The 19,870-nt window shown below is 57.7% G+C and carries 19 protein-coding genes; 9 read left to right on the forward strand and 10 right to left on the reverse strand.

Features of this window, described 5'->3' with window-relative positions; all coding sequences use genetic code 11:
* Positions 1-6: 6 nt before the first annotated feature.
* Together prc and htpX are read left to right on the forward strand one after the other, a co-directional pair.
* Positions 7-2,046, forward strand: a complete 2,040-nt coding sequence (gene prc, locus AC6I79_RS08870; RefSeq protein WP_021510017.1) for a carboxy terminal-processing peptidase — start codon at positions 7-9, stop codon at positions 2,044-2,046.
* Positions 2,047-2,256: 210 nt separating this feature from the next.
* Entirely contained in the window at positions 2,257-3,138 is an 882-nt protein-coding gene (gene htpX / locus AC6I79_RS08875; RefSeq protein ID WP_021510018.1) for a protease HtpX, read from the forward strand.
* Between the two features lie 43 nt (positions 3,139-3,181).
* Here htpX and AC6I79_RS08880 read toward each other — a convergent pair whose 3' ends face one another.
* On the reverse strand, positions 3,182-4,564 hold the full coding sequence (locus AC6I79_RS08880; RefSeq protein ID WP_058774591.1) for an MFS transporter: 1,383 nt from the start codon (positions 4,562-4,564) through the stop codon (positions 3,182-3,184).
* Positions 4,565-4,726: 162 nt separating this feature from the next.
* Here AC6I79_RS08880 and kdgR point away from each other — a divergent pair, with 162 nt between their 5' ends.
* Positions 4,727-5,518: a DNA-binding transcriptional regulator KdgR gene (gene kdgR / locus AC6I79_RS08885; RefSeq protein WP_159378108.1), complete on the forward strand. Its 792-nt coding sequence runs from the start codon at positions 4,727-4,729 to the stop codon at positions 5,516-5,518.
* Between the two features lie 40 nt (positions 5,519-5,558).
* Here the strand turns inward: kdgR and AC6I79_RS08890 are convergent, their stop codons facing one another.
* Positions 5,559-5,795: a YobH family protein gene (locus AC6I79_RS08890; RefSeq protein ID WP_021510021.1), complete on the reverse strand. Its 237-nt coding sequence runs from the start codon at positions 5,793-5,795 to the stop codon at positions 5,559-5,561.
* A gap of 218 nt (positions 5,796-6,013) precedes the next feature.
* Here AC6I79_RS08890 and AC6I79_RS08895 point away from each other — a divergent pair, with 218 nt between their 5' ends.
* The 5 genes from AC6I79_RS08895 to rlmA all read left to right on the forward strand — a co-directional run bounded on the left by AC6I79_RS08895 (position 6,014) and on the right by rlmA (position 9,161).
* Positions 6,014-6,289 (forward strand): YebO family protein, encoded by a 276-nt coding sequence (locus tag AC6I79_RS08895; RefSeq protein ID WP_021510022.1) that lies wholly within the window; start codon positions 6,014-6,016, stop codon positions 6,287-6,289.
* A gap of 18 nt (positions 6,290-6,307) precedes the next feature.
* On the forward strand, positions 6,308-7,306 hold the full coding sequence (locus AC6I79_RS08900; RefSeq protein ID WP_498027703.1) for an MBL fold metallo-hydrolase: 999 nt from the start codon (positions 6,308-6,310) through the stop codon (positions 7,304-7,306).
* Between the two features lie 540 nt (positions 7,307-7,846).
* Positions 7,847-7,921, forward strand: a complete 75-nt coding sequence (locus AC6I79_RS08905) for a DUF2627 domain-containing protein (protein ID WP_110866451.1) — start codon at positions 7,847-7,849, stop codon at positions 7,919-7,921.
* A gap of 83 nt (positions 7,922-8,004) precedes the next feature.
* A complete protein-coding gene (gene cspE / locus AC6I79_RS08910) occupies positions 8,005-8,214 on the forward strand; it encodes a transcription antiterminator/RNA stability regulator CspE (protein ID WP_021510024.1) in 210 nt (69 codons plus the stop codon).
* Positions 8,215-8,354: 140 nt separating this feature from the next.
* Positions 8,355-9,161, forward strand: a complete 807-nt coding sequence (rlmA, locus tag AC6I79_RS08915) for a 23S rRNA (guanine(745)-N(1))-methyltransferase (RefSeq protein ID WP_477530593.1) — start codon at positions 8,355-8,357, stop codon at positions 9,159-9,161.
* Here rlmA and AC6I79_RS08920 read toward each other — a convergent pair.
* From AC6I79_RS08920 to manX, 4 genes are all read right to left on the reverse strand, one after another.
* The gene (locus AC6I79_RS08920; RefSeq protein WP_498027704.1) at positions 9,158-9,616 is read right to left on the reverse strand and encodes a DUF986 family protein; all 459 of its coding nucleotides are present in this window, start codon (positions 9,614-9,616) and stop codon (positions 9,158-9,160) included. The two genes, rlmA and AC6I79_RS08920, sit on opposite strands and share 4 nt — an antisense overlap.
* A 92-nt stretch (positions 9,617-9,708) precedes the next feature.
* On the reverse strand, positions 9,709-10,554 hold the full coding sequence (locus tag AC6I79_RS08925; protein ID WP_021510027.1) for a PTS mannose transporter subunit IID: 846 nt from the start codon (positions 10,552-10,554) through the stop codon (positions 9,709-9,711).
* Positions 10,555-10,568: 14 nt separating this feature from the next.
* Positions 10,569-11,369 (reverse strand): PTS mannose/fructose/sorbose transporter subunit IIC, encoded by an 801-nt coding sequence (locus AC6I79_RS08930; protein ID WP_031280203.1) that lies wholly within the window; start codon positions 11,367-11,369, stop codon positions 10,569-10,571.
* Between the two features lie 57 nt (positions 11,370-11,426).
* Entirely contained in the window at positions 11,427-12,389 is a 963-nt protein-coding gene (manX, locus tag AC6I79_RS08935) for a PTS mannose transporter subunit IIAB (protein ID WP_058757739.1), read from the reverse strand.
* Positions 12,390-12,899: 510 nt separating this feature from the next.
* On the opposite strand from manX, the gene AC6I79_RS08940 reads away from it, so the two are divergent.
* The gene (locus AC6I79_RS08940) at positions 12,900-14,468 is read left to right on the forward strand and encodes a TerC family protein (protein WP_021510030.1); all 1,569 of its coding nucleotides are present in this window, start codon (positions 12,900-12,902) and stop codon (positions 14,466-14,468) included.
* Between the two features lie 12 nt (positions 14,469-14,480).
* Here the strand turns inward: AC6I79_RS08940 and pdeD are convergent, their stop codons facing one another.
* The 4 genes from pdeD to pabB all read right to left on the reverse strand — a co-directional run bounded on the left by pdeD (position 14,481) and on the right by pabB (position 19,756).
* On the reverse strand, positions 14,481-16,043 hold the full coding sequence (gene pdeD / locus AC6I79_RS08945; protein WP_215800051.1) for a cyclic di-3',5'-guanosine monophosphate phosphodiesterase PdeD: 1,563 nt from the start codon (positions 16,041-16,043) through the stop codon (positions 14,481-14,483).
* 234 nt (positions 16,044-16,277) lie between these two features.
* Entirely contained in the window at positions 16,278-17,642 is a 1,365-nt protein-coding gene (locus AC6I79_RS08950) for an L-serine ammonia-lyase (RefSeq protein ID WP_498027705.1), read from the reverse strand.
* Between the two features lie 190 nt (positions 17,643-17,832).
* Entirely contained in the window at positions 17,833-18,402 is a 570-nt protein-coding gene (locus AC6I79_RS08955) for a CoA pyrophosphatase (RefSeq protein ID WP_021510033.1), read from the reverse strand.
* Position 18,403: 1 nt separating this feature from the next.
* Positions 18,404-19,756, reverse strand: a complete 1,353-nt coding sequence (pabB, locus tag AC6I79_RS08960) for an aminodeoxychorismate synthase component 1 (RefSeq protein WP_132462407.1) — start codon at positions 19,754-19,756, stop codon at positions 18,404-18,406.
* Between the last annotated feature and the right edge of the window lie 114 nt (positions 19,757-19,870).

Genomic DNA, 19,870 nt, shown 5'->3' on the forward strand with positions numbered 1-19,870 from the left:
CCTGGCATGAACAGCATTTTTAAGATCGGTATGATCGCGGGCCTGCTGCTGGCAGGCCCCACCTTTGGCGCGGACAACATTACCCGCGCCGACCAGATTCCCCAGTTACACGAAGAAGCACAGCATCCTACCGTCAGTGAACGCGTCACTTCGCGTTTCACCCGCTCCCACTATCGTCAGTTCGATCTGAATCAGGATTTTTCGGCGAAAATTTTTGACCGCTACCTGAATCTGCTCGATTACAGCCATAACGTGCTGCTGGCGTCGGACGTGGCACAATTCGCCGACAAAAAAACCACGCTCGGTGATGAGCTGCGCAGCGGCAAGCTGGATGTGTTTTACGATCTCTATAATCTGGCGCAGAAGCGCCGCTTCGAGCGCTATCAGTATGCGCTCAGCGTGCTGAACCGCCCGATGAACTTCACCGGCAATGACACCATCGATATCGATCGTGCCAAAGCACCGTGGCCGAAAAGCACAGATGAGCTAAACGCGCTGTGGGATGCCAAGGTGAAGTATGACGAGCTGAGCCTGAAGCTGGCCGGGAAAGATGACAAAGAGATTCGCGAGACGCTGACCAAGCGTTACAACTTTGCCATCCGTCGTCTGGCACAAAGCAACAGCGAAGATGTGTTCCAGCTGGCGATGACCGCGTTCGCGCATGAAATCGACCCGCATACTAACTATCTGTCACCGCGCAACACCGAGCAGTTCAATACCGAAATGAGCCTGTCGCTGGAAGGTATCGGTGCCGTGCTGCAGATGGATGATGATTACACGGTGATCAACTCGATGGTGGCCGGTGGTCCGGCGGCCAAGAGCAAATCCATCAGCGTGGGCGACCGCATTGTGGGCGTCGGCCAGCCGGGCAAGCCCATGGAAGATGTGATTGGCTGGCGTCTGGACGACGTGGTGTCCAAAATCAAAGGGCCGAAGGGCAGCAAAGTGCGCCTCGAGATCCTGCCAGCCGGCAAGGGCACCAAAACCCGTACCGTGACGCTGACGCGTGAGAAAATCCGTCTGGAAGACCGCGCGGTGAAGGGCACCGTGCACAACGTCGGCAAAGAGAAAGTCGGCGTGCTGGATATCCCGGGCTTCTATGTTGGCCTGACCGATGATGTGAAAGTGCAGTTGCAGAAACTGCAGAAGCAGAACGTCGACAGCATCGTCATCGATCTGCGTACCAACGGCGGCGGTGCGCTGACCGAAGCGGTATCGCTCTCCGGCCTGTTTATTCCGAGTGGCCCGGTGGTGCAGGTGCGTGACAATAATGGTCGCGTGCGTGAGGACAGCGACAACGACGGCATCGTTTACTACAAAGGTCCGCTGGTGGTGCTGGTCGATCGCTTCAGCGCCTCGGCGTCGGAAATCTTTGCCGCGGCGATGCAGGATTACGGCCGCGCGCTGATTGTCGGCGAACCGACCTTCGGTAAGGGCACGGTGCAGCAGTATCGCTCACTCAACCGCATCTACGATCAGATGCTGCGTCCGGAATGGCCAGCGCTGGGCTCAGTCCAGTACACCATTCAGAAGTTCTACCGCATCAACGGCGGCAGTACTCAGCGGAAAGGCGTCACGCCAGACCTGCTGATGCCGACCGGTGTGGAAGCAGCAGAGACCGGCGAGAAGTTTGAGGATAACGCGCTGCCGTGGGACAGCATCAACGCGGCGACCTACACCAAAACCGGCGATATCACGCCGCTGGTGCCGCAGCTGACCAAAGAGCACGCCGATCGCATCGCCAAAGATCGCGAGTTCCAGTACATCATGAAAGACATCGCGCGTTTCAACGCGATGAAGGATAAGCGTAACATCGTGTCGCTGAATCTGGCCCAGCGCGAGAAAGAGAACCACGAAGAAGATGCGCTGCGTCTGGAACGTATCAATGCGCGCTACCAGGCGGAAGGCAAAGCGCCGCTGAAGAGCCTGGACGATCTGCCGAAAGACTACAAAGAGCCGGATCCATATCTGGATGAAACGGTGAAAATCGCTAACGATTTGGCCCAGCTGGAAAAAGACCAGCCAGCGCCGGCGGCAGCGAAGTAACCCTTCGGCCTGAAATCACAGCACCGCTGCGGCGGTGCTTTTTTTTGCCTGCAACTCGCCGCCCGGCAGGCTGCAGCCGCTACCATTACCAAATGTAAAGTTATGTCTTTTTAGGCACTTAAAGATTAAGGTCGCTTGAAAAGCGCCACAATGGACATAGGATGTATATCCGCGCATGAGCGCGAGCACAACTGAGGAAGATTAACGTTTATGATGCGTATTGCGCTTTTCCTGGTCACCAACCTGGCGGTGATGTTGGTATTCGGACTGATTCTGAGTCTGACAGGAATCCAGTCAAGCAGTGTTCAGGGTCTGATGATTATGGCAGGTCTGTTTGGCTTTGGCGGTGCGTTTGTTTCACTGCTGATGTCCAAATGGATGGCGTTACGCTCGGTCGGCGGTGAAGTGATTGAACAACCCCGTAACGAGACGGAACGCTGGCTGATGGAAACCGTCGGCCGCCAGGCTCAGCAGGTCGGCATTGCGATGCCGCAGGTGGCGATTTACCACGCGCCCGATATCAACGCCTTTGCCACCGGCGCACGCCGTGACGCCTCGCTGGTAGCGGTCTCCACCGGTTTGCTGCAGAACATGAGCCGCGATGAAGCGGAGGCGGTGCTGGCGCACGAGATCGCCCACATCGCGAACGGTGACATGGTCACCATGACGCTGATTCAGGGTATCGTGAACACCTTCGTGATCTTCATTTCGCGTATCATTGCGCAGGTGGCGTCTGGCTTCCTGTCCGGCAACCGCGACGGTGAAGAGAGCAGCAACGGCAATCCGCTGGTCTATTTTGCCGTGGCGACAGTGCTGGAACTGGTGTTTGGTATTCTCGCCAGCATCATCACCATGTGGTTCTCGCGCCATCGCGAATTCCACGCCGACGCCGGCTCTGCGAAGCTGGTGGGGCGTGAAAAGATGATTGCCGCGCTGCAGCGCCTGAAAACCAGCTACGAACCGCAGGAACCCAGCAGCATGATGGCGTTCTGTATTAACGGTAAAGGTAAGTCGCTGAGCGAGCTGTTTATGTCGCACCCGCCGCTCGACAAGCGTATCGAAGCGCTGCGCAGCGGTGCCTACCTTAAGTAAGCCATATAGAAAATGAACAGGGCGCCTGCGGGCGCCCTTTTTTTTATGACTCTGCCGGCTGACGGCTTTGCGTCATGCGCAGCATACTGACGATCGCCGCCACGCTGGCAAAGGTCCCGGCCAGCAGCAGCGAGGCATGCGTGCCGCTGTCGTTGAACAGGTTAAACATCAGCGCCACCAGCGCGGCGCCGGTGCTTTGCCCGACCAGTCGCGCGGTGCCGAGCATGCCGCTGGCACCGCCACTGCGCTGGCGCGGAGCCGACGAGATGATGGTGTGATTGTTGGGTGACTGGAACAGCCCGAAGCCGGCACCGCACAGCATCATGCGCCAGATAATATCGGCATCCGTGGGCTGTGCAGGCAGCAGCGCCAGCAGAAACAGCCCGGCGGCAAACAGCGCCAGCCCCAGCCCACCCAGCAGCCCGGCATGAAACTTCTCGATCAGACGGCCGGCAATCGGTGCCATCACCATGGTAGCCAGCGGCCACGGCGTCAGCAGCAGACCGGTCGCGACTTCATCCCGGCCCAGTACGTTTTGCAGGAAAAACGGCAGCGACACCATCGCCAGCATTTGTGCACAGAACGAACAGATCGAGGTGCCGATCGACAACGAAAACACCGGAATGCGCAGCAAATCTACTGGCAGCAGCGGCACCGGCATCGCCAGCTGACGCCGCACAAACACCACGCCGATCAGCAGCAGCGCCAGCAGCATACCCGCAATCAGCCAGCCATTTTCTCCCTGCGCGAAGCCGGTCAGCGCTGAAATCAGCAGGCCAAAAAACAGTGCATTCATGATGGCGCTCGGCACATCAAATTTCTGCTGCTTCGCTTTCTGCGTGTTATCCGGCAGGAAGCGCAGCGCCAGCCACAGCGCCACCACACCGAGCGGCACGTTAATCAGGAACAGCCATTTCCAGCTGGCGATGGAGAGAATCGCGGCCGCCACCGTGGGACCGGCGGCGCTGGAGACGGCCACGATCAGCGAGTTGATGGCCATGCCGCGTCCCAGAAAGCGCTGCGGGTAAATAATACGGATTAGCGCAGTGTTGACGCTCATCAGCGCCGCACCGCCGAAGCCCTGCAGCACGCGCGCCACGGTGAGCATATTCAGCGAAGAGGAAAGGGCGCAGAACAGCGAGGTGAATACAAACAGCACCAGCCCGACCTGATAGACGCGCCGGTAGCCGAACATATCGCCAAGAAACGACAGCGACAGCAGCGAAATCACGATAGCGATTTGATAGGCGTTGACGATCCAGATCGATTCCGCCGGGCTGGCGTTCAGCTCACGCGCAATGGTCGGCAGCGCCACGTTGGCAATCGCGCCGTCCAGCACCGCCATCATGATGCCAAGCGCAATGGTAATTATTGCGCCGTAGCGCTGTGGAACGGGTAATCCATCCTGAGACACGGTAGGAGACATAAACAGGGAGAAGTGAAGTAAGTGAATATCATCATGCTAATCAATTTTCTGCCTGAAATCACCGCATTAATGGACAAAAATTACAAGTGGATGTGTCGTTGCCGCCGTCCGGCTGTAACCTCTATACTGGCGTTTTTTTCAAAAGCGTTAAGGAAGTCCCGCATGGCGAGCCGCGATAACGATAAACAGCCGGATGCCGTATCATCAGTGATGAAAGTGTTTGGCATTCTGCAGGCGCTGGGCGAAGAGCGCGATCACGGCATCACCGAGCTTTCGCAGCGGGTTATGATGTCGAAAAGCACGGTCTACCGCTTTCTGCAGACCATGAAATCACTCGGCTACGTGGCGCAGGAGGGCGAGAGCGAAAAATATTCGCTGACGCTCAAACTGTTTGAACTTGGCGCGCACGCGCTGCAGAACGTGGATTTGATTCGCAGCGCCGATGTGGAGATGCGCGAACTGTCGCGCCAGACCAAAGAGACCATTCATCTCGGCGCGCTGGAAGAAGACAGCATCGTCTATATCCATAAGATTGACTCGCTGTATAACCTGCGCATGTATTCGCGCATCGGCCGGCGTAATCCGCTGCATAGTACCGCCATCGGCAAAGTGCTGCTGGCGTGGCGTGAGCGCGCGGAGGTGAACGACATTCTGCGTGAAGTGGAATTCCGTCGCAGCACCGCTAACACTATCGTCAACGCGCAGGCGCTACTGCCGGTGCTGGAGCAGGTCAGGCAACAGGGCTTTGGTGAGGATAATGAAGAGCAGGAAGCGGGAATTCGCTGTCTGGCGGTACCGGTGTTTGATCGCTTCGGCGTGGTGATTGCCGGCATGAGCCTCTCGTTCCCGACGGTGCGCTTCTCCGAACCGGCAAAAAAAGAGTATGTGGCGATGCTGCACCGTGCCGCGCGTAAGGTGTCGGAGCAAATGGGCTATTACGACTATCCGTTCTGAATCCTGCCGGGCTGACGCGCAGCCCGGCAGGCGGCTTAACTTAGTTATCGACCACTTCGCCGCTTTTCTTCAGCAGTGGACAATCGGTAACGCCAACAATGCCGCTGTCGGTGTGCAGATACTGTGCGGTAATCATGCCGCGCGCGGTCAGGTAGCTGCACTGTAAGCCCAGCCCGGCTGCGTTTTTATTGCTGCCGGTTAACACGCCGTAGCCGGTAAACAGCATCGCCAGCCACAAGACAGCCAGCACCATCACCGCACGAATCAGTAGTTTCATTTTTATCTCCTTGTGTTACATAACGCAGCTGTTCCCGCATTGCTGCGAACTCTATAGTAGCAGCATGCCTCGCTATTCTCGCCGGATCGATCAGAGATAACTGAAAGCGGCACGCAGGCGGGATAATCTGCTTTATCTCCGCCACCATATCTTTTCCGCACGCAACGAGTAGAATCAGCGGCGATGTACCTGAATGATGATTGAGGATTGATGCAGTTATGAACGAATTAGCCGCCAGTACCGGTCCGCTGTTTAACTATGGCGTGCTGGCCATCATTGTGGTTGTGGCCTTTATTGCCTGGTTTTTTGTTAACCGGGCCAGCGTGCGCGCCAGTGAACAGCTTCAGCTGCTGGAAGCGCTGCTGGAAGAGCAAAAGAAACAGAACGCGCTACTGCGCCGTATCGCTGAGGCGCAGCCGGTGGCCGAAAAAGCGCAGGATGAGCAGGATACCGGAGACAAGCGCGACTTTATTCGCCTGATCCCGGAACGTTAAGCCCACAACGGAGAGGCCATGGCCTGGCAAAATCCCTGGTATGACGCTTCGCTGGCCCATCATACGCCGCATGGCTTTCGTAACTCGGAAGAGGAGTTGCGTCAGCCTGGCGATTTACAGCGCTGGCGGCGCGAGCGTAAGCAGCAGAATCTGCCGCTGCCACCGCAGTCCGGCTATGTGGCCTTTACCGCTAGCTGGTGCCAGCAGGCCGACCTGAGCGGTGAAGATGACCGTGTCTGGTGGCTGGGCCATGCCGCGCTGCTGCTGCGTCTCAATCAGCGCTATATTCTGATCGACCCGGCGCTGTCGGCACGCGCTTCGCCGCTGCCATTTGCCGGGCCGCAGCGTAAAACCCCGGCGCCGATCAGGGTGGCGCAGCTGCCGCATCTTGATTATGTGCTGATCTCGCATAACCATTACGACCACCTTGATCGGCCTACGGTGAAACGCATCGCCCGCCGCTTTCCTGCGGCGCACTTTCTGGTGCCGCTGGGGATGGCCGACTGGTGTCGCCGGCGTGGCGTGCGCACCGTCACCGAACTGGACTGGTGGCAGCAGGTGCAGCTTGACGACATCAGCTTCACAGCGGTTCCCGCGCGCCACTGGAGCATGCGTACCTTCTGGGATCGCAACCGGTCGCTGTGGTGCGGCTGGGTAGTGCGTAATGCGCAGCTCAATTTCTGGTTCTCCGGCGATAGCGGCTACAGCGATAATCTCTCAGCCATCGCGCAGCGTCTGGGGCCGTTTAATCTGGCTGCGTTACCGATAGGTGCCTATGCACCAAAATGGTTCATGCGCGGCCAGCACATGGACCCGGATCAGGCGGTACAGCTCTGGCAGCAGATAGGGCGACCGCTGGCGATTCCCATTCACTGGGGCGTATTTGAGCTGGCGGACGAATCGCTTGACGATCCGCCGACGGAGCTGGCGCAAGCCTTGCAGCAGGCGGGCGAGGTCGATGCGCCTTTTGCCCCATGGCGAATTGGCGAGAGCCGCAGCCTGATGAATTACGATTAAGATTTATCCTAAGCCATTTTTGTTAAATGCCAGCGGCTTCGGCGCTTTTTAACATTTTATTGTTGGGTGTTTAGAAAAAAATGAGATAAATGCCAGCGTGCGGTCTGCTTATATTTGGGGCAACGGCGATTATATTTTCCTGATTTTGGTGCAAAACTATTTTTAACTTGTACTGCCAGCATTTTATTGTACAAGATTTGAGCGCTACGCAGTTTATGTTGCTCATTGCACAACGGCCAGTGAAATAGCTTATCTGTGCCATATTAATGCAATATTTTTTGCCTAAACTTATTCGGTTTAAATGTGAAAAAGCAGCGTTTACCGCTGCGCTTGACGAAACGCGAGTCTGGCGCTAACTATACTGACGCATAGACTTTTTTTGCACACGCCGAGGCGTTGCTGTCAATAACGTTATCCACCTTTCGCTGCCGGTTTCAGGCAATTATGTGCGGCATGTCGATCACTGTTTAAAAATGGCTTGCCATTAATTAGCGGATATGTGATAACGAATCGTGGGTCAAACGAGGTACAGTTCTGTTTATGTATGGCATCTTCAGTAAAGAAGTTACGAGTAAAGACGTTGACGTTGAATACCGCTTCCTTGCCGAACCTTAAATTAGTGCCTCATTCAGTAATGTCTCTGGTTTCTCTGTAAGACTGCCTGCGGGCAATATAAACACTCTAAGGAATTTGCAAAAATGGCAAAGATTAAAGGTCAGGTTAAGTGGTTCAACGAGTCTAAAGGTTTTGGTTTTATTACTCCTGCTGACGGCAGCAAAGACGTGTTCGTTCACTTCTCTGCTATCCAGGGCAACGGTTTTAAAACCCTGGCCGAAGGTCAACAAGTTGAGTTTGAAATTCAGGACGGCCAGAAAGGCCCGGCAGCAGTTAACGTTACTGCTATCTGATTTCGCTCTCAGGCTCGGTGTCATGCACCGCTGAATCGAATCTTAAAAGCCCTGCTCAATGAGCGGGGCTTTTCTTTATCCTTTCTGTTACCGGATGATCAGGGTAAACTGCGCCGCGAATCGCTAACCCGGAGTTATCTATGTCGTTGATTTGCCCACTTTGCCACCTCGCTTTGCACCTGCACGCCAGCAGTTATCGCTGTGCGTCCGGTCATCAGTTCGATCGGGCGAAAGAGGGGTACGTCAACCTGCTGCCGGTGCAGCACAAAGGTTCACGGGAACCGGGCGACAGCGCAGAGATGCTTCAGGCGCGCCGGGCCTTTCTGGATGCCGGACACTATCAGCCGCTGCGCGATCGGGTGGCGCAATGTCTGGCTCAGCCGCTCACGAACCGGCCCGCGCAGCTGCTGGATATCGGCTGTGGCGAAGGTTATTACACCGCCGCCCTGGCTGCCGCGTTGCCCGACAGCCATCTGTACGGTCTGGATGTGGCCAAAGCCGCGGTGCGCATGGCGGCAAAGCGCTATCGCGCGGTTAACTTTTGTGTCGCCTCCAGCCAGCGCCTGCCGTTTGCCGATGGTTCACTGGACGCCATCGTGCGCATTTACGCGCCCTGTAACGAGCAGGAGCTGAGCCGCGTTATCAGGCCCGGCGGCTATTTGCTGACGGTGACGCCGGGGCCGCACCATCTGCAGCAGTTTAAAGCGTTGATCTATCGTGAAGTGCAGCTGCATACGGCGGAAGAGAAAAACTATGCGGGATTTGAACAGATCGATCAGCAAAACCTTCACTACTCGATGACGCTGAACGGGGCGGAAGCGGTGAGCCTGCTGCAGATGACCCCTTTTGCCTGGCGTGCGCGTGAAGCGGTGTGGCAGCAGCTGGCCTCCAGCGCCACCTTCAGCTGTGACGCGGATTTCACCCTGACGCTGTGGCAGCGCGTTTAACGCGCCTCCACCAGCGTATGATAGATTTTCTCCAGATCGTCGAGCTGTTTCACCGCTATCAGCAAGCGACGCTGCTCCAGCTGCATCACCAGAATGCCATCCTCTGACAGGTTCATACTCTGAATACGCCGGTAATCAATCCACACGCTGGCAAAAAACAGGCCGTCATTTTTCATCAGCAGCCGCGGGCTGCGGATCCAGAACAGCCAGATAGCAATAAAGCACAGCACCATCAGCAGGGTAGTGGTGAGCTGCGGGCCATGATGGCTGACGTTGTTCCACAGCAGAATCAGTAGCAGCACGATAAAGATGCCGCTGTCGATTTTATGGCGGCGACGCAGGGTGACGCGCAGTCGGGTCGGTCCATTGCGGCGGGGCAGGATGACATCGTCGTAAATCGCAAACAGGGCGAGAGCGGCGATCAGCAGGGCAATCAGGGCGTCAGTCAGTGACATACAGGCTTCTTCCTCAACCGAAGTGACCTCAGCGTTGGCGCTCAGGTCACACCGTTCAAAAAACGCCGGGAGTCTGACTCCCGGCGGTGAGATTACAGACCGAGCAGGCCGATCCAGTAACCAAAGATACCGATGGCAAAGAAGCCAACGATGATCCACAGCGCGTTAACTTTACGGCGCAGCAGCCACATACAGCCAAAGGTCAGCAGCAGTGGAATCAGGCCGGGCATCAGCTGGTCGAGAATCGACTGCACGGTGGTGACCGTGGTTTTGCCGGTCTGGTCGGTGATGCGGGATACCACCAGCGGCACGTTGACGTGCGTCCATTTGTTGACCAGCGCCCCCATGACAAACAGGCCGAGTATCGATGCCCCCTCGGTAAGTTTTTGCAGGAAGCCGCCGCCCATATCGCTGACGATATCCACCCCTTTGCGATAGCCATAAGCCACGCCGTAATAGCGGGTCAGCATGCGCGCAATGTTAAACAGGAAGAAGAACAGCAGCGGACCAAGCAGGCTGCCGCTCATCGCGATACCGGCACCCAGTGCGGCGAACACCGGACGCACGGTCCCCCAGAAAATCGGGTCGCCCACGCCAGCCAGCGGACCCATCAGGCCCACTTTGATCCCGTTAATGGCACCGTCATCGATCGCCGCCCCGTTGGCGCGCTGCTCTTCCATTGCCATGGTCACGCCGAGCACTGGCGCTGCCACATAAGGATGGGTGTTGAAGAACTCAAGGTGACGCTTAATCGCCTGCTTGCGCTCGTCGTTGTTTTCCGGATAAAGGCGACGGATCACCGGCACCATTGAGAAGCAGAAGCCCAGCGCCTGCATGCGTTCAAAGTTCCACGAACCCTGAAACAGGTTGGAGCGCAGGAACACACCGCGCACGTCACCGGGGGTGAGTTTCTTTGGAGTATTGGTTGTATCTACCATGATGTCACCTGTTCCTAGTCGAGTTCGTTGTCGAGGTCGTTGTTAGCCGGGCCCGCCGAGGCAGCGCCTGCGACGCGGTTGTATTTTGGCGCCAGCTGGATGTACAGCACCGCCATTACCACGCCAATCACGCCCAGCGCCACCAGGTTAAAGTTGGTGAACGCGGCGGTGACAAAGCCAAGATAGAAGAACGGCATCAGATAACCGGCACGCATCATGTTGATGACCATCGCGTAACCGACCACCACGATCATGCCGCCGGCGATGTTCAGACCATTGGTGACCACTTCCGGAATCGAACTCAGCAGGCTGTGTACCGCGCTGGTACCGACCGAGACCGCCACAATCAGCGCCGGGATAGCGATACGCATCGCCTGCAGCAGCAGGGCAGAGACGTGGATCCACGAAATCGCCGTCAGGTTGCCTTTCTCCGCAGCTTTGTCCGCGGCGTGCTGGAAGGCGACAGTGATGGTACGCACGATGATGGTCAGCACCTGACCAGCTGCGGCCAGCGGGATGGCCAGCGCAATACCGGCACCGACGCTTTGACCGCCGGCAATGACCAGAATGGTGGAGATGATGGAAGCCAGCGCCGCATCCGGTGCCACTGCCGCACCGATGTTCATCCAGCCCAGCGCGATCATCTCCAGCGTACCGCCGATGATGATGCCGGTTTTCATATCACCCAGTACTGCACCAATCAGGGTACAGGCCACCAGCGGCCGGTGGAACTGGAACTCATCGAGAATCGATCCCATCCCGGCAATACAGGCCACAATAAATATCAACACTATTTGTAGCGAGGTTATTTCCATTGCATTTTTCCTCAGCAAGATCAGAACTTTTTGCCCACGCGCGCAGGCACAGGCGAATCAGGCATTGACCTTCGCAATCAGGTCCATCATTTTCAGTTTCGGGTCGTTGGAGACTTTACGCACTTCCAGTTCGATACCGCGCTCATTCAGCTTGCGGAAGGCAGCGATGTCCTTCTCATCCACCGACACCGCGTTATTAACCTGCGTTTTCCCCTGACGGAAGGCCATGCCGCCGATATTCACCGACTTGATATCCACGCCTTGCTCCACCACGCGCTCAACATCGGTCGGATTGGTAAACAGCAGCATCACGCGATCGGAACCGTACTTCGGGTTGTTCCACACGCGGATCATCTTGGCGATATCCACCACGTGGGCGGTTACGCCCGGCGGCGCCACCTGAGTCAGCAGGGTTTTGCGTACGTGATCGTTGGCCACTTCATCACTGACGACGATGATGCGCGTCACGTTGGTCTCTTTGGTCCAGCGCGTGGCCACCTGGCCGTGGATCAGACGGTCATCGATACGGGCCAGGCCAATTTTCATGTGCTCGCCCGGCGCCAGCGGTTTCTGCGGCTGGGCAGGGGCTTTCGGGGCGGGCGCTGCCGCTGCCGGCGCGGCGGATTCGGTTTTGAGCGCTTTCACCCCCTCGCGGCCGGCCTCGACGGCGATATGGATCAGCTCTTCCAGCGATGGATCGTCATCGCGCCCCATCAGGGTTTCCACCAGCATGGGAATGTTGACCCCGGCAATAACGTCATAGCCCGGTTTGTCCACCACAATGCGGCTGGCGGCGTTAAACGGGCTGCCGCCCCAGGTGTCCACCAGAAACAGCACGCCTTTCGACGTGTCGAGTCGGGCGAGCTGCGCCTGATATTTTTCGATTAGCGTTTCTGCATTTTCGCCGGGAACGAAATCAATCCATCCGACATTTTCCTGCTCGCCCAACAGCATTTCTGCTGTTTTCAGCAGCTGTTCTGCCGCCCAGCCATGTGTACCAATTACAAGCGCAATGGTCACTTGCTACCTCCGTTCGCATGAGAGTTCCCGACCATGGCCGGGAATCATTGAGAATTACCGTTGTTATTTTCTGTGGATCGCCCGGGACTAAATTGAAGAAAGTCATCAGGAAAAGGCCCAAAACATTCCGCGATACAGCAGTAAGGTCGCGATTTATTTTAGTGAGCGAAAAAATAAAATATGTGACGTTGCTCTGCTATTCAGAGCGTACCGGCGGCAACGGGCATTTTTATGGCAGTTTCTTGCGCTGGCGCAGTTATTTGTAAATGTAAGAAAATTTTTTGACGTTGTTGATGTAACTGATACATTAGCTTTCTGTTTATTACTCAGGAGTACCGGGCTTTAGCTCACCTATATGGACCGTCACCGACGTCGCTTCACTTGTTCCCCGCGCTGCTCAGCGCGCACCCTGACACCTGCCGGTGTTGCCTCATCCGTTAACGCTCTCTCGTCTCGCCTTCCGGCGCAGGCTCAGTCGCGTTCGCCCTTACGTTTAGCAAGGAGTCATTGATGGAATTTCTCTTCGACCCCTCAATCTGGGCGGGTTTACTGACGCTGATCGTGCTGGAGATTGTGCTCGGCATCGACAACCTGGTGTTTATCGCCATTCTTGCCGACAAGCTGCCACCGAAACAGCGTGATAAAGCGCGCCTGATTGGTCTGTCGCTGGCGCTGGTGATGCGCCTCGGCCTGCTGTCGCTGATCTCCTGGATGGTGACGCTGACGCGACCCCTATTCAGCGTAGGCGATTTCAGCTTTTCCGGACGAGATTTAATTCTGTTGATTGGTGGTTTGTTCCTGTTGTTTAAGGCCACCATGGAACTGCACGAGCGGCTGGAAAACCGTGGCATGGAGCATCAGGGCAACAAAGCCTATGCCAGCTTCTGGGCGGTCGTGACGCAGATTGTGGTGCTGGACGCGGTGTTCTCCCTGGACGCGGTGATTACCGCCGTCGGTATGGTGAACCATCTGCCGGTGATGATGACGGCGGTGGTGATTGCCATGGGCGTGATGCTGCTGGCCTCAAAACCGCTGACCCGCTTCGTCAACGCGCACCCAACGGTGGTGGTGCTGTGTCTGAGCTTCCTGCTGATGATTGGTCTGTCGCTGGTGGCGGAAGGCTTTGGTTTCCATATTCCGAAAGGTTATCTGTACGCGGCAATTGGCTTCTCGATTCTGATTGAGCTGTTCAACCAGATTGCGCGCCGGAACTTTATCCGTCATCAGGCGCACCGTCCGATGCGTGAACGTACCGCCGAAGCGATTCTGCGTCTGATGGGCGGGCGCCAGCGTAACCAGCCGGCGCATACCGAAGAAGCGTCGCTGACCGAAGCGATGCCGCAGGAAGCGTTTAAAGACGAAGAGCGTTACATGATTAACGGCGTGCTGACGCTGTCACAGCGTTCGATTCGCAGCATCATGACGCCGCGCGGCGATATCTCATGGGTTGACGTCTCGCGTCCGCTGGATGAGATCCGCATTCAGTTGCTGGATACGCCTCACAGTCTGTTCCCGGTGTGTCGTGGCGAGCTGGATGAGATCATCGGCGTGGTGCGCGCGAAAGAGCTGCTGGTGGCGCTGGAGCACGGTATGGATGTCGCGACCTTCGCGGCCAACACGCCGCCGATTGTGGTGCCGGAAACACTGGATCCGATCAACCTGCTGGGCGTATTGCGTCGTGCTAAAGGGAGCTTCGTCATCGTTACCAACGAATTTGGTGTGGTGCAGGGCCTGATTACGCCGCTGGACGTGCTGGAAGCGATTGCCGGTGAGTTCCCGGACGAAGACGAAACGCCGGATGTGGTGGCGGATGGCGACGGCTGGCTGGTGAAGGGCGGTACCGATCTGCACTCGCTGCAGCAGTTGCTCGACCACCATGAGCTGGTCGATCCGGATGAAGATCACGCGTCGCTCGCCGGCCTGCTGATTGAGCAGAAGGGACAGCTGCCGCTGCCGGGCGAGATTATCGATTTGCCACCGCTGCACTTCCAGATTATCGAAGCCACGGATTACCGTATCGATCTGGTGCGCGTCACCAAAGACAAGCCGCACCACGACGAGGAAGAGGGCGACGCCTGATGTCGTCCGGCATCAGGCGCCCAGCTGCGCCTGATGCTGCGCCAGCCATTGCGGGAAGTCCTCAATCGGCATCGGGCGCGCATAGTAGTAACCCTGCAGATGATCCACGCCGCGCTCGCGCAGATAATGCGCCTGCTCGGCGGTTTCCACGCCCTCCGCGACCAGCGCGATATTCAGCCGCTGCGCCAGTGAAATCACCATATCGGTCACCGTGGCGTTGATCGCGTCAGTACCAATCGCGGCGGTAAAAATTTTATCGATTTTCAGTACGTCCGGCTTCAGGTCCTTCAGATAGGCCAGCGAACTGTGGCCGGTGCCGAAATCGTCAATCGCCAGCCGCACGCCAATTTCATGCAGCTGCGCCACGACCGTCTGGTCGATAACTGGCAGCGCATCGCGCTCGGTCAGCTCCACCACCAGTTGCGGCAGGGGATTGGCGGGCCACCAGTAGCGCTGTAAATCCTCAACAATCAGGCGGTCGCGGAAGTGGCTGGCCGCGACGTTAATCGCGATATGAAATGCCGGGCACTGTGGCAGATTAGGCAACTCCGCGACGACTCTGGCAATCACAAAGCGCGTCAGCGGTGCAATCAGATTCTGGCGTTCGGCCAGCGGAATAAATACGTCCGGTGCAATCCAGCCCTGGCGCGGATTGTGCCAGCGCAGCAGCAGCTCGATACCATCGCAGTCGCCGCTGCGGGCATTGATCAGCGGCTGGCAGTAGACCATAAATTCGTTAGCGGTGATGCCATAGCTGATTTGCCAGCTCAGACTCATGCGATTGGCGGTGGCCAGCCAGACGATATAGCCCAGCAGCAGGCTCAGCAGTACCGCCAGCGGCAGCTGAGACGGCAGCGTGTTGAGCGCCAGCCGCGCCGGAGAGGGACCGTACAGCGTAATGCTGTAGGGATAACGCAGCGAGGCCTGATCGTAGGCCACTTCGTCATCGGACGGCACGGTATGCTCGATCAGCGGATTACCGTACTCGAGGCTCTGTCCGCCTACGTTAAAGATCGCGCGCTCCACCCACGGCAGCTGCGGCTCCAGCAGATAGTTGGTCATCAGTTCAATGTTGATGATCTGCAGCAGGCCGTCCTGGTTATCCAGCGATTTTGGCGTCCACAGCAGCAGCACCGGCGAACCTTTCAGCAGGTAGTCGTCGGTGGACAGCATCATGCGCTGATTGTTGATCGCCAGCTCGGGATAGGTCTGGCTGAACGAGATGTGGCGCGGGCCATAAATACTCGAACAGTAGATGGTATCGTCCTGCACCAGCAGCACGGTGCGCACGGTTTGCAGCGCGGCGATCTTCTCAATCAGCGGGTAGCGCACCTGCGTGCAGGGCACGCCCACCAGCCCCAGCGTGTTGTTGGCGGAGACGTCCAGCGGCGAAAACATGCGGTCAAAGCGCTCAATCGCGCGGGTGGCAAAGTTAAGGGACTGCTGCTCAATGCGTGACTTCTCTTCGATGTAGCGAAAAGTCAGCGTAAGAATGAGAACCAGCGACGCGATCACCAACGCAATAAGCAGGCGCTTACGGCGAAATTGACCCACAAATTGCTGGGGAAGGAGCATCAGTAACCACCTTGCTAAGACAAAGAATGAGACCAAATTAACGTGAAAGTTATCGGCATGGCGGCGGCCAAATTTAGCGCGGCTGGAGAAAAAAAGCGGCACTAAAAAATCGCGCGACCATTAGAGGTCGCGCGCAAAAATAATGTATCTGGTTTGATAACGCGGAGGTAGAGGCCATTGCAGAAATAATGGCCGATCGCTGCAATTGTCAGCAGCGAAACGCGACGTTGCCGGTCAGTCGCACTGCACCTTGATCGCCAGACCGCCGCGCGAGGTCTCACGATATTTAGCGTTCATGTCTTTGCCGGTCTCGTACATAGTCTCGATCACCTTATCCAGCGATACGCGCGGCTCGCTGGTGCGGCGCAGCGCCATTCGCGCGGCGTTGATCGCTTTCACCGAAGCAATGGCGTTACGCTCAATGCATGGCACCTGTACCTGACCGGCGACCGGATCGCAGGTCAGTCCGAGGTTGTGTTCCATGCCGATTTCAGCGGCAACGCACACCTGCTCCGGGCTGGCTCCCAGCAGTTCAGCGAGGCCGGCGGCGGCCATTGAGCAGGCCACGCCCACTTCTCCCTGGCAGCCGACTTCGGCACCGGAAATCGAGGCGTTCATTTTATACAACACGCCAATCGCGCCCGAGGCGAGGAAGTAGCGGATAAAAATATCCGGCGTGACCGTTTCGATGAAGTGATCGTAATACGCCAGCACCGCCGGCACGATACCGCAGGCACCGTTGGTCGGTGCAGTGACCACCCGACCACCGGCTGCATTCTCTTCATTCACCGCCAGCGCAAACATATTGACCCAGTCGATGACGTTCATCGGATCGTTGGAGTGTTTGGTCGAGGAGACCAGCAGACGTCGCAGCGACGCCGCCCGGCGCGGCACGCGCAGCGGGCCCGGCAGCACGCCTTCGGTATTCAGGCCACGATCGATACACGCCTGCATGGTTTGCCAGATGTTACCAAAATAGGCGTAAATCTCGTCACGGCTGTGCAGCGCCAGTTCGTTTTTCATCACCAGCCCGGAAAGCGACATGCCGGTATCGCGGCAATGACTGAGCAACTCTTTGGCTGAATGGAACGGGTGGGGCACGGCGACCTCATCCAGCACTGACTGACCAAAATGCGCTTCGTCGACAATAAAGCCGCCGCCAATCGAGTAATAGGTTTTGCGCTCAAGTAGCCGATCGCCGGCAAACGCGTACAGGGTCATGCCGTTTTCATGCAGCGACAGGTTTTCGCTGCGGAATACCATGCCGCCGTCACGCGGGAAGTCGACCTCGCGCGCGCCCTGTGCCAGCAGCAGCCGCTCACGCGTTTCGACATCTTTGATAAACGCCGGAATGCTGTCGATGTCGACGCTGGCAGGCTCAAAGCCGGCCAGACCCATGATGATGGCAATGTCGGTGTGGTGTCCTTTCCCGGTGAGCGACAGTGAGCCGTAGACATCCACCGCCACGCGCGTCACATCCTGCAGCTTGCCCTGTTCGATCAGCAGGTCAACAAACTGTTTGCCCGCTTTCATCGGGCCAACGGTATGCGAACTGGACGGGCCGATACCCACTTTGAACATGTCAAAAACACTTATCACCGGTGACGCTCCTCACAAATCTTCTTTTCTACGGCGCAGGCCGTTAATGCGGCTAATAGTAATCGCCAGCGGACGGCAGCGAGCAGCTTTTCGCATGAAATAAACTAATTATAAACCACAGAAATAGTTATCCGCATCCCCGGATGTGAACGGGATCAATTTTTCGGGCAGGGTGAAACGGGACGGGGGATCAGGGCAGGGCGATCTGCTGGCCGAGCGCGCGCAGGATACCGGCGGTCATGCCCCAGATAAAATAATCTTCATACCATGACAGCCACACCTGGTGCTGGCGATGACCGCGGCGCAGCGTCAGTCCGCTGTAGCGCCCCAGCCGCAGCGCCTCTGCGAGCGGCATGGAAAAGGCGCTTTCAACTTCATCCGGGTTGAGCCGCAGCGGTAAGTGCGGCGGAATGATACCGACCACGGGCGTGACGGCGAAACCGGTACTGCTGGTGACTGGCGGTAACACGCCGACCACCCGCACCTGCTGCGGCGCGATGCCCACTTCTTCCTGCGCCTCACGCAGCGCGGTGGCGATCAGCGAATCGTCAGTGGCATCCATCATGCCGCCGGGGAACGCCACCTGCCCGGCGTGTTTGCGCAGTAGCGCGGAGCGGCGGGTCAGTAGCAGTTCAGGCTGGTCGCCATCAATCACCGGTACCAGCACCGCGGCACGGCGTCCGCTGATCACGCTGTGCGCGGTCGCCAGCGGCGGCTGCAGCACAAAGCGACTGAGAAACTGCGCCAGCGTCAACTCCATATCACGCCTCATCACGCAGACAGGGCAGAATACGGTTGAGCTTGTGCAGCGTCTCCTGATATTCCGCCTCAGCCTCGCTGTCAGCCACCAGACCGCCACCCGCCGCGCAGTACAGCTGCTGGTTTTCGGCAATCAGCGTGCGGATGGTAATGCTGCTGTCCATACGCCCGCACAGGCTGATGTAGCCGATACTGCCGCACCACGCATTACGCCGCTGCGGTTCGAGTTCTTCGATGATCTCCATCGCGCGGATCTTGGGTGCGCCGGTAATGGAGCCGCCGGGGAAACAGGCGCGCAGCAAATCGGTAGCGGAGAGCGCGTCTGGCAGCCTGGCCCGCACCGTGCTAACCAGGTGATGCACCGCCGGGAACGGCTCCACCACAAACAGCTCCGGCACGCTGACGCTGCCCGGCTCGGCGACGCGGCCAATATCATTACGCAGCAGGTCCACAATCATCAGGTTTTCCGCCCGATCTTTTTCGGCGCTGGCCAGTTTCTCCGCCTGCAGCCGATCGGCCTGCGGATCGGCCAGGCGCGGCAGCGTGCCTTTAATCGGCCGGGTTTCAATCTGCTGCTGCTGCAGCGAGAGAAAACGCTCCGGTGACAGGCTCAGCACGGCACTGTGCGGCAGACGAAGGAAGGCGCTGAACGGCGCGCGGTTGGCGCGGTTGAGACGTAAAAACGCCTGCCACTCATCGCCGCGATAGCTGGCCTGAAAACGCTGCGCCAGATTAACCTGGTAGCAGTCGCCCGCCTGAATGTAGGCCTGCACTGCCTGGAAACGCGCGGCGTACTGCGCATAGCTCATATTGGCCTGCCAGTCGCTGGTCAGGGCAAAAGGTTTGGGCTGCGGCACCGCCAGCGCCTGTAGCCACTGCCAGCGCTGCTCCGCGTCGTGCAGGGCAATCAGCGTCAGCGTCTGGCGATGATGATCGGCAATCAGCGCCCAGTCATAAATGCCGACCGCCATATCCGGCGTGTGTAAATCCTGCTGCGCCCGCTGCGGCAGCGTTTCGAAACGGCGACCGAGGTCATAACCAAACAGACCCAGCGCGCCGCCCTGAAACGGCAGATTTGCATCAAACGCCGGCCGGATGCCCAGCGCGTCCAGCTGTTGCTGCACCAGCTGCAGCGGATCGGCGTTAGAGTGGCTGATGCCGGTGCCGTCGTCGATGGCGGTACTGTCACCGCGCGTCGTCAGGGTCACCCGCGGGTCGGCGGTGAGGATATCGAAACGGTTATCCGCGTGCTCGGCGTGACCTGAGGTCAGCAGCATCGCCCACGGACGGTGCGCCAGCGTGGAAAAACGGTGTAAAAGTGTATCGGGCGTATACTGTAGCGAGAGGGTTTTCACGTTCGTTTGGCTAAATCAGTTCAGCAGGCAGGCGCGTAGCCTGGCATATTTTTTTGCTGCTGGCACCTGTTTGTTCAGCGTGGAATAATGCGTCCCCCCATTACAGGAGTGCAT

The sequence above is a fragment of the gamma proteobacterium symbiont of Scutellera amethystina genome (assembly GCF_059730845.1).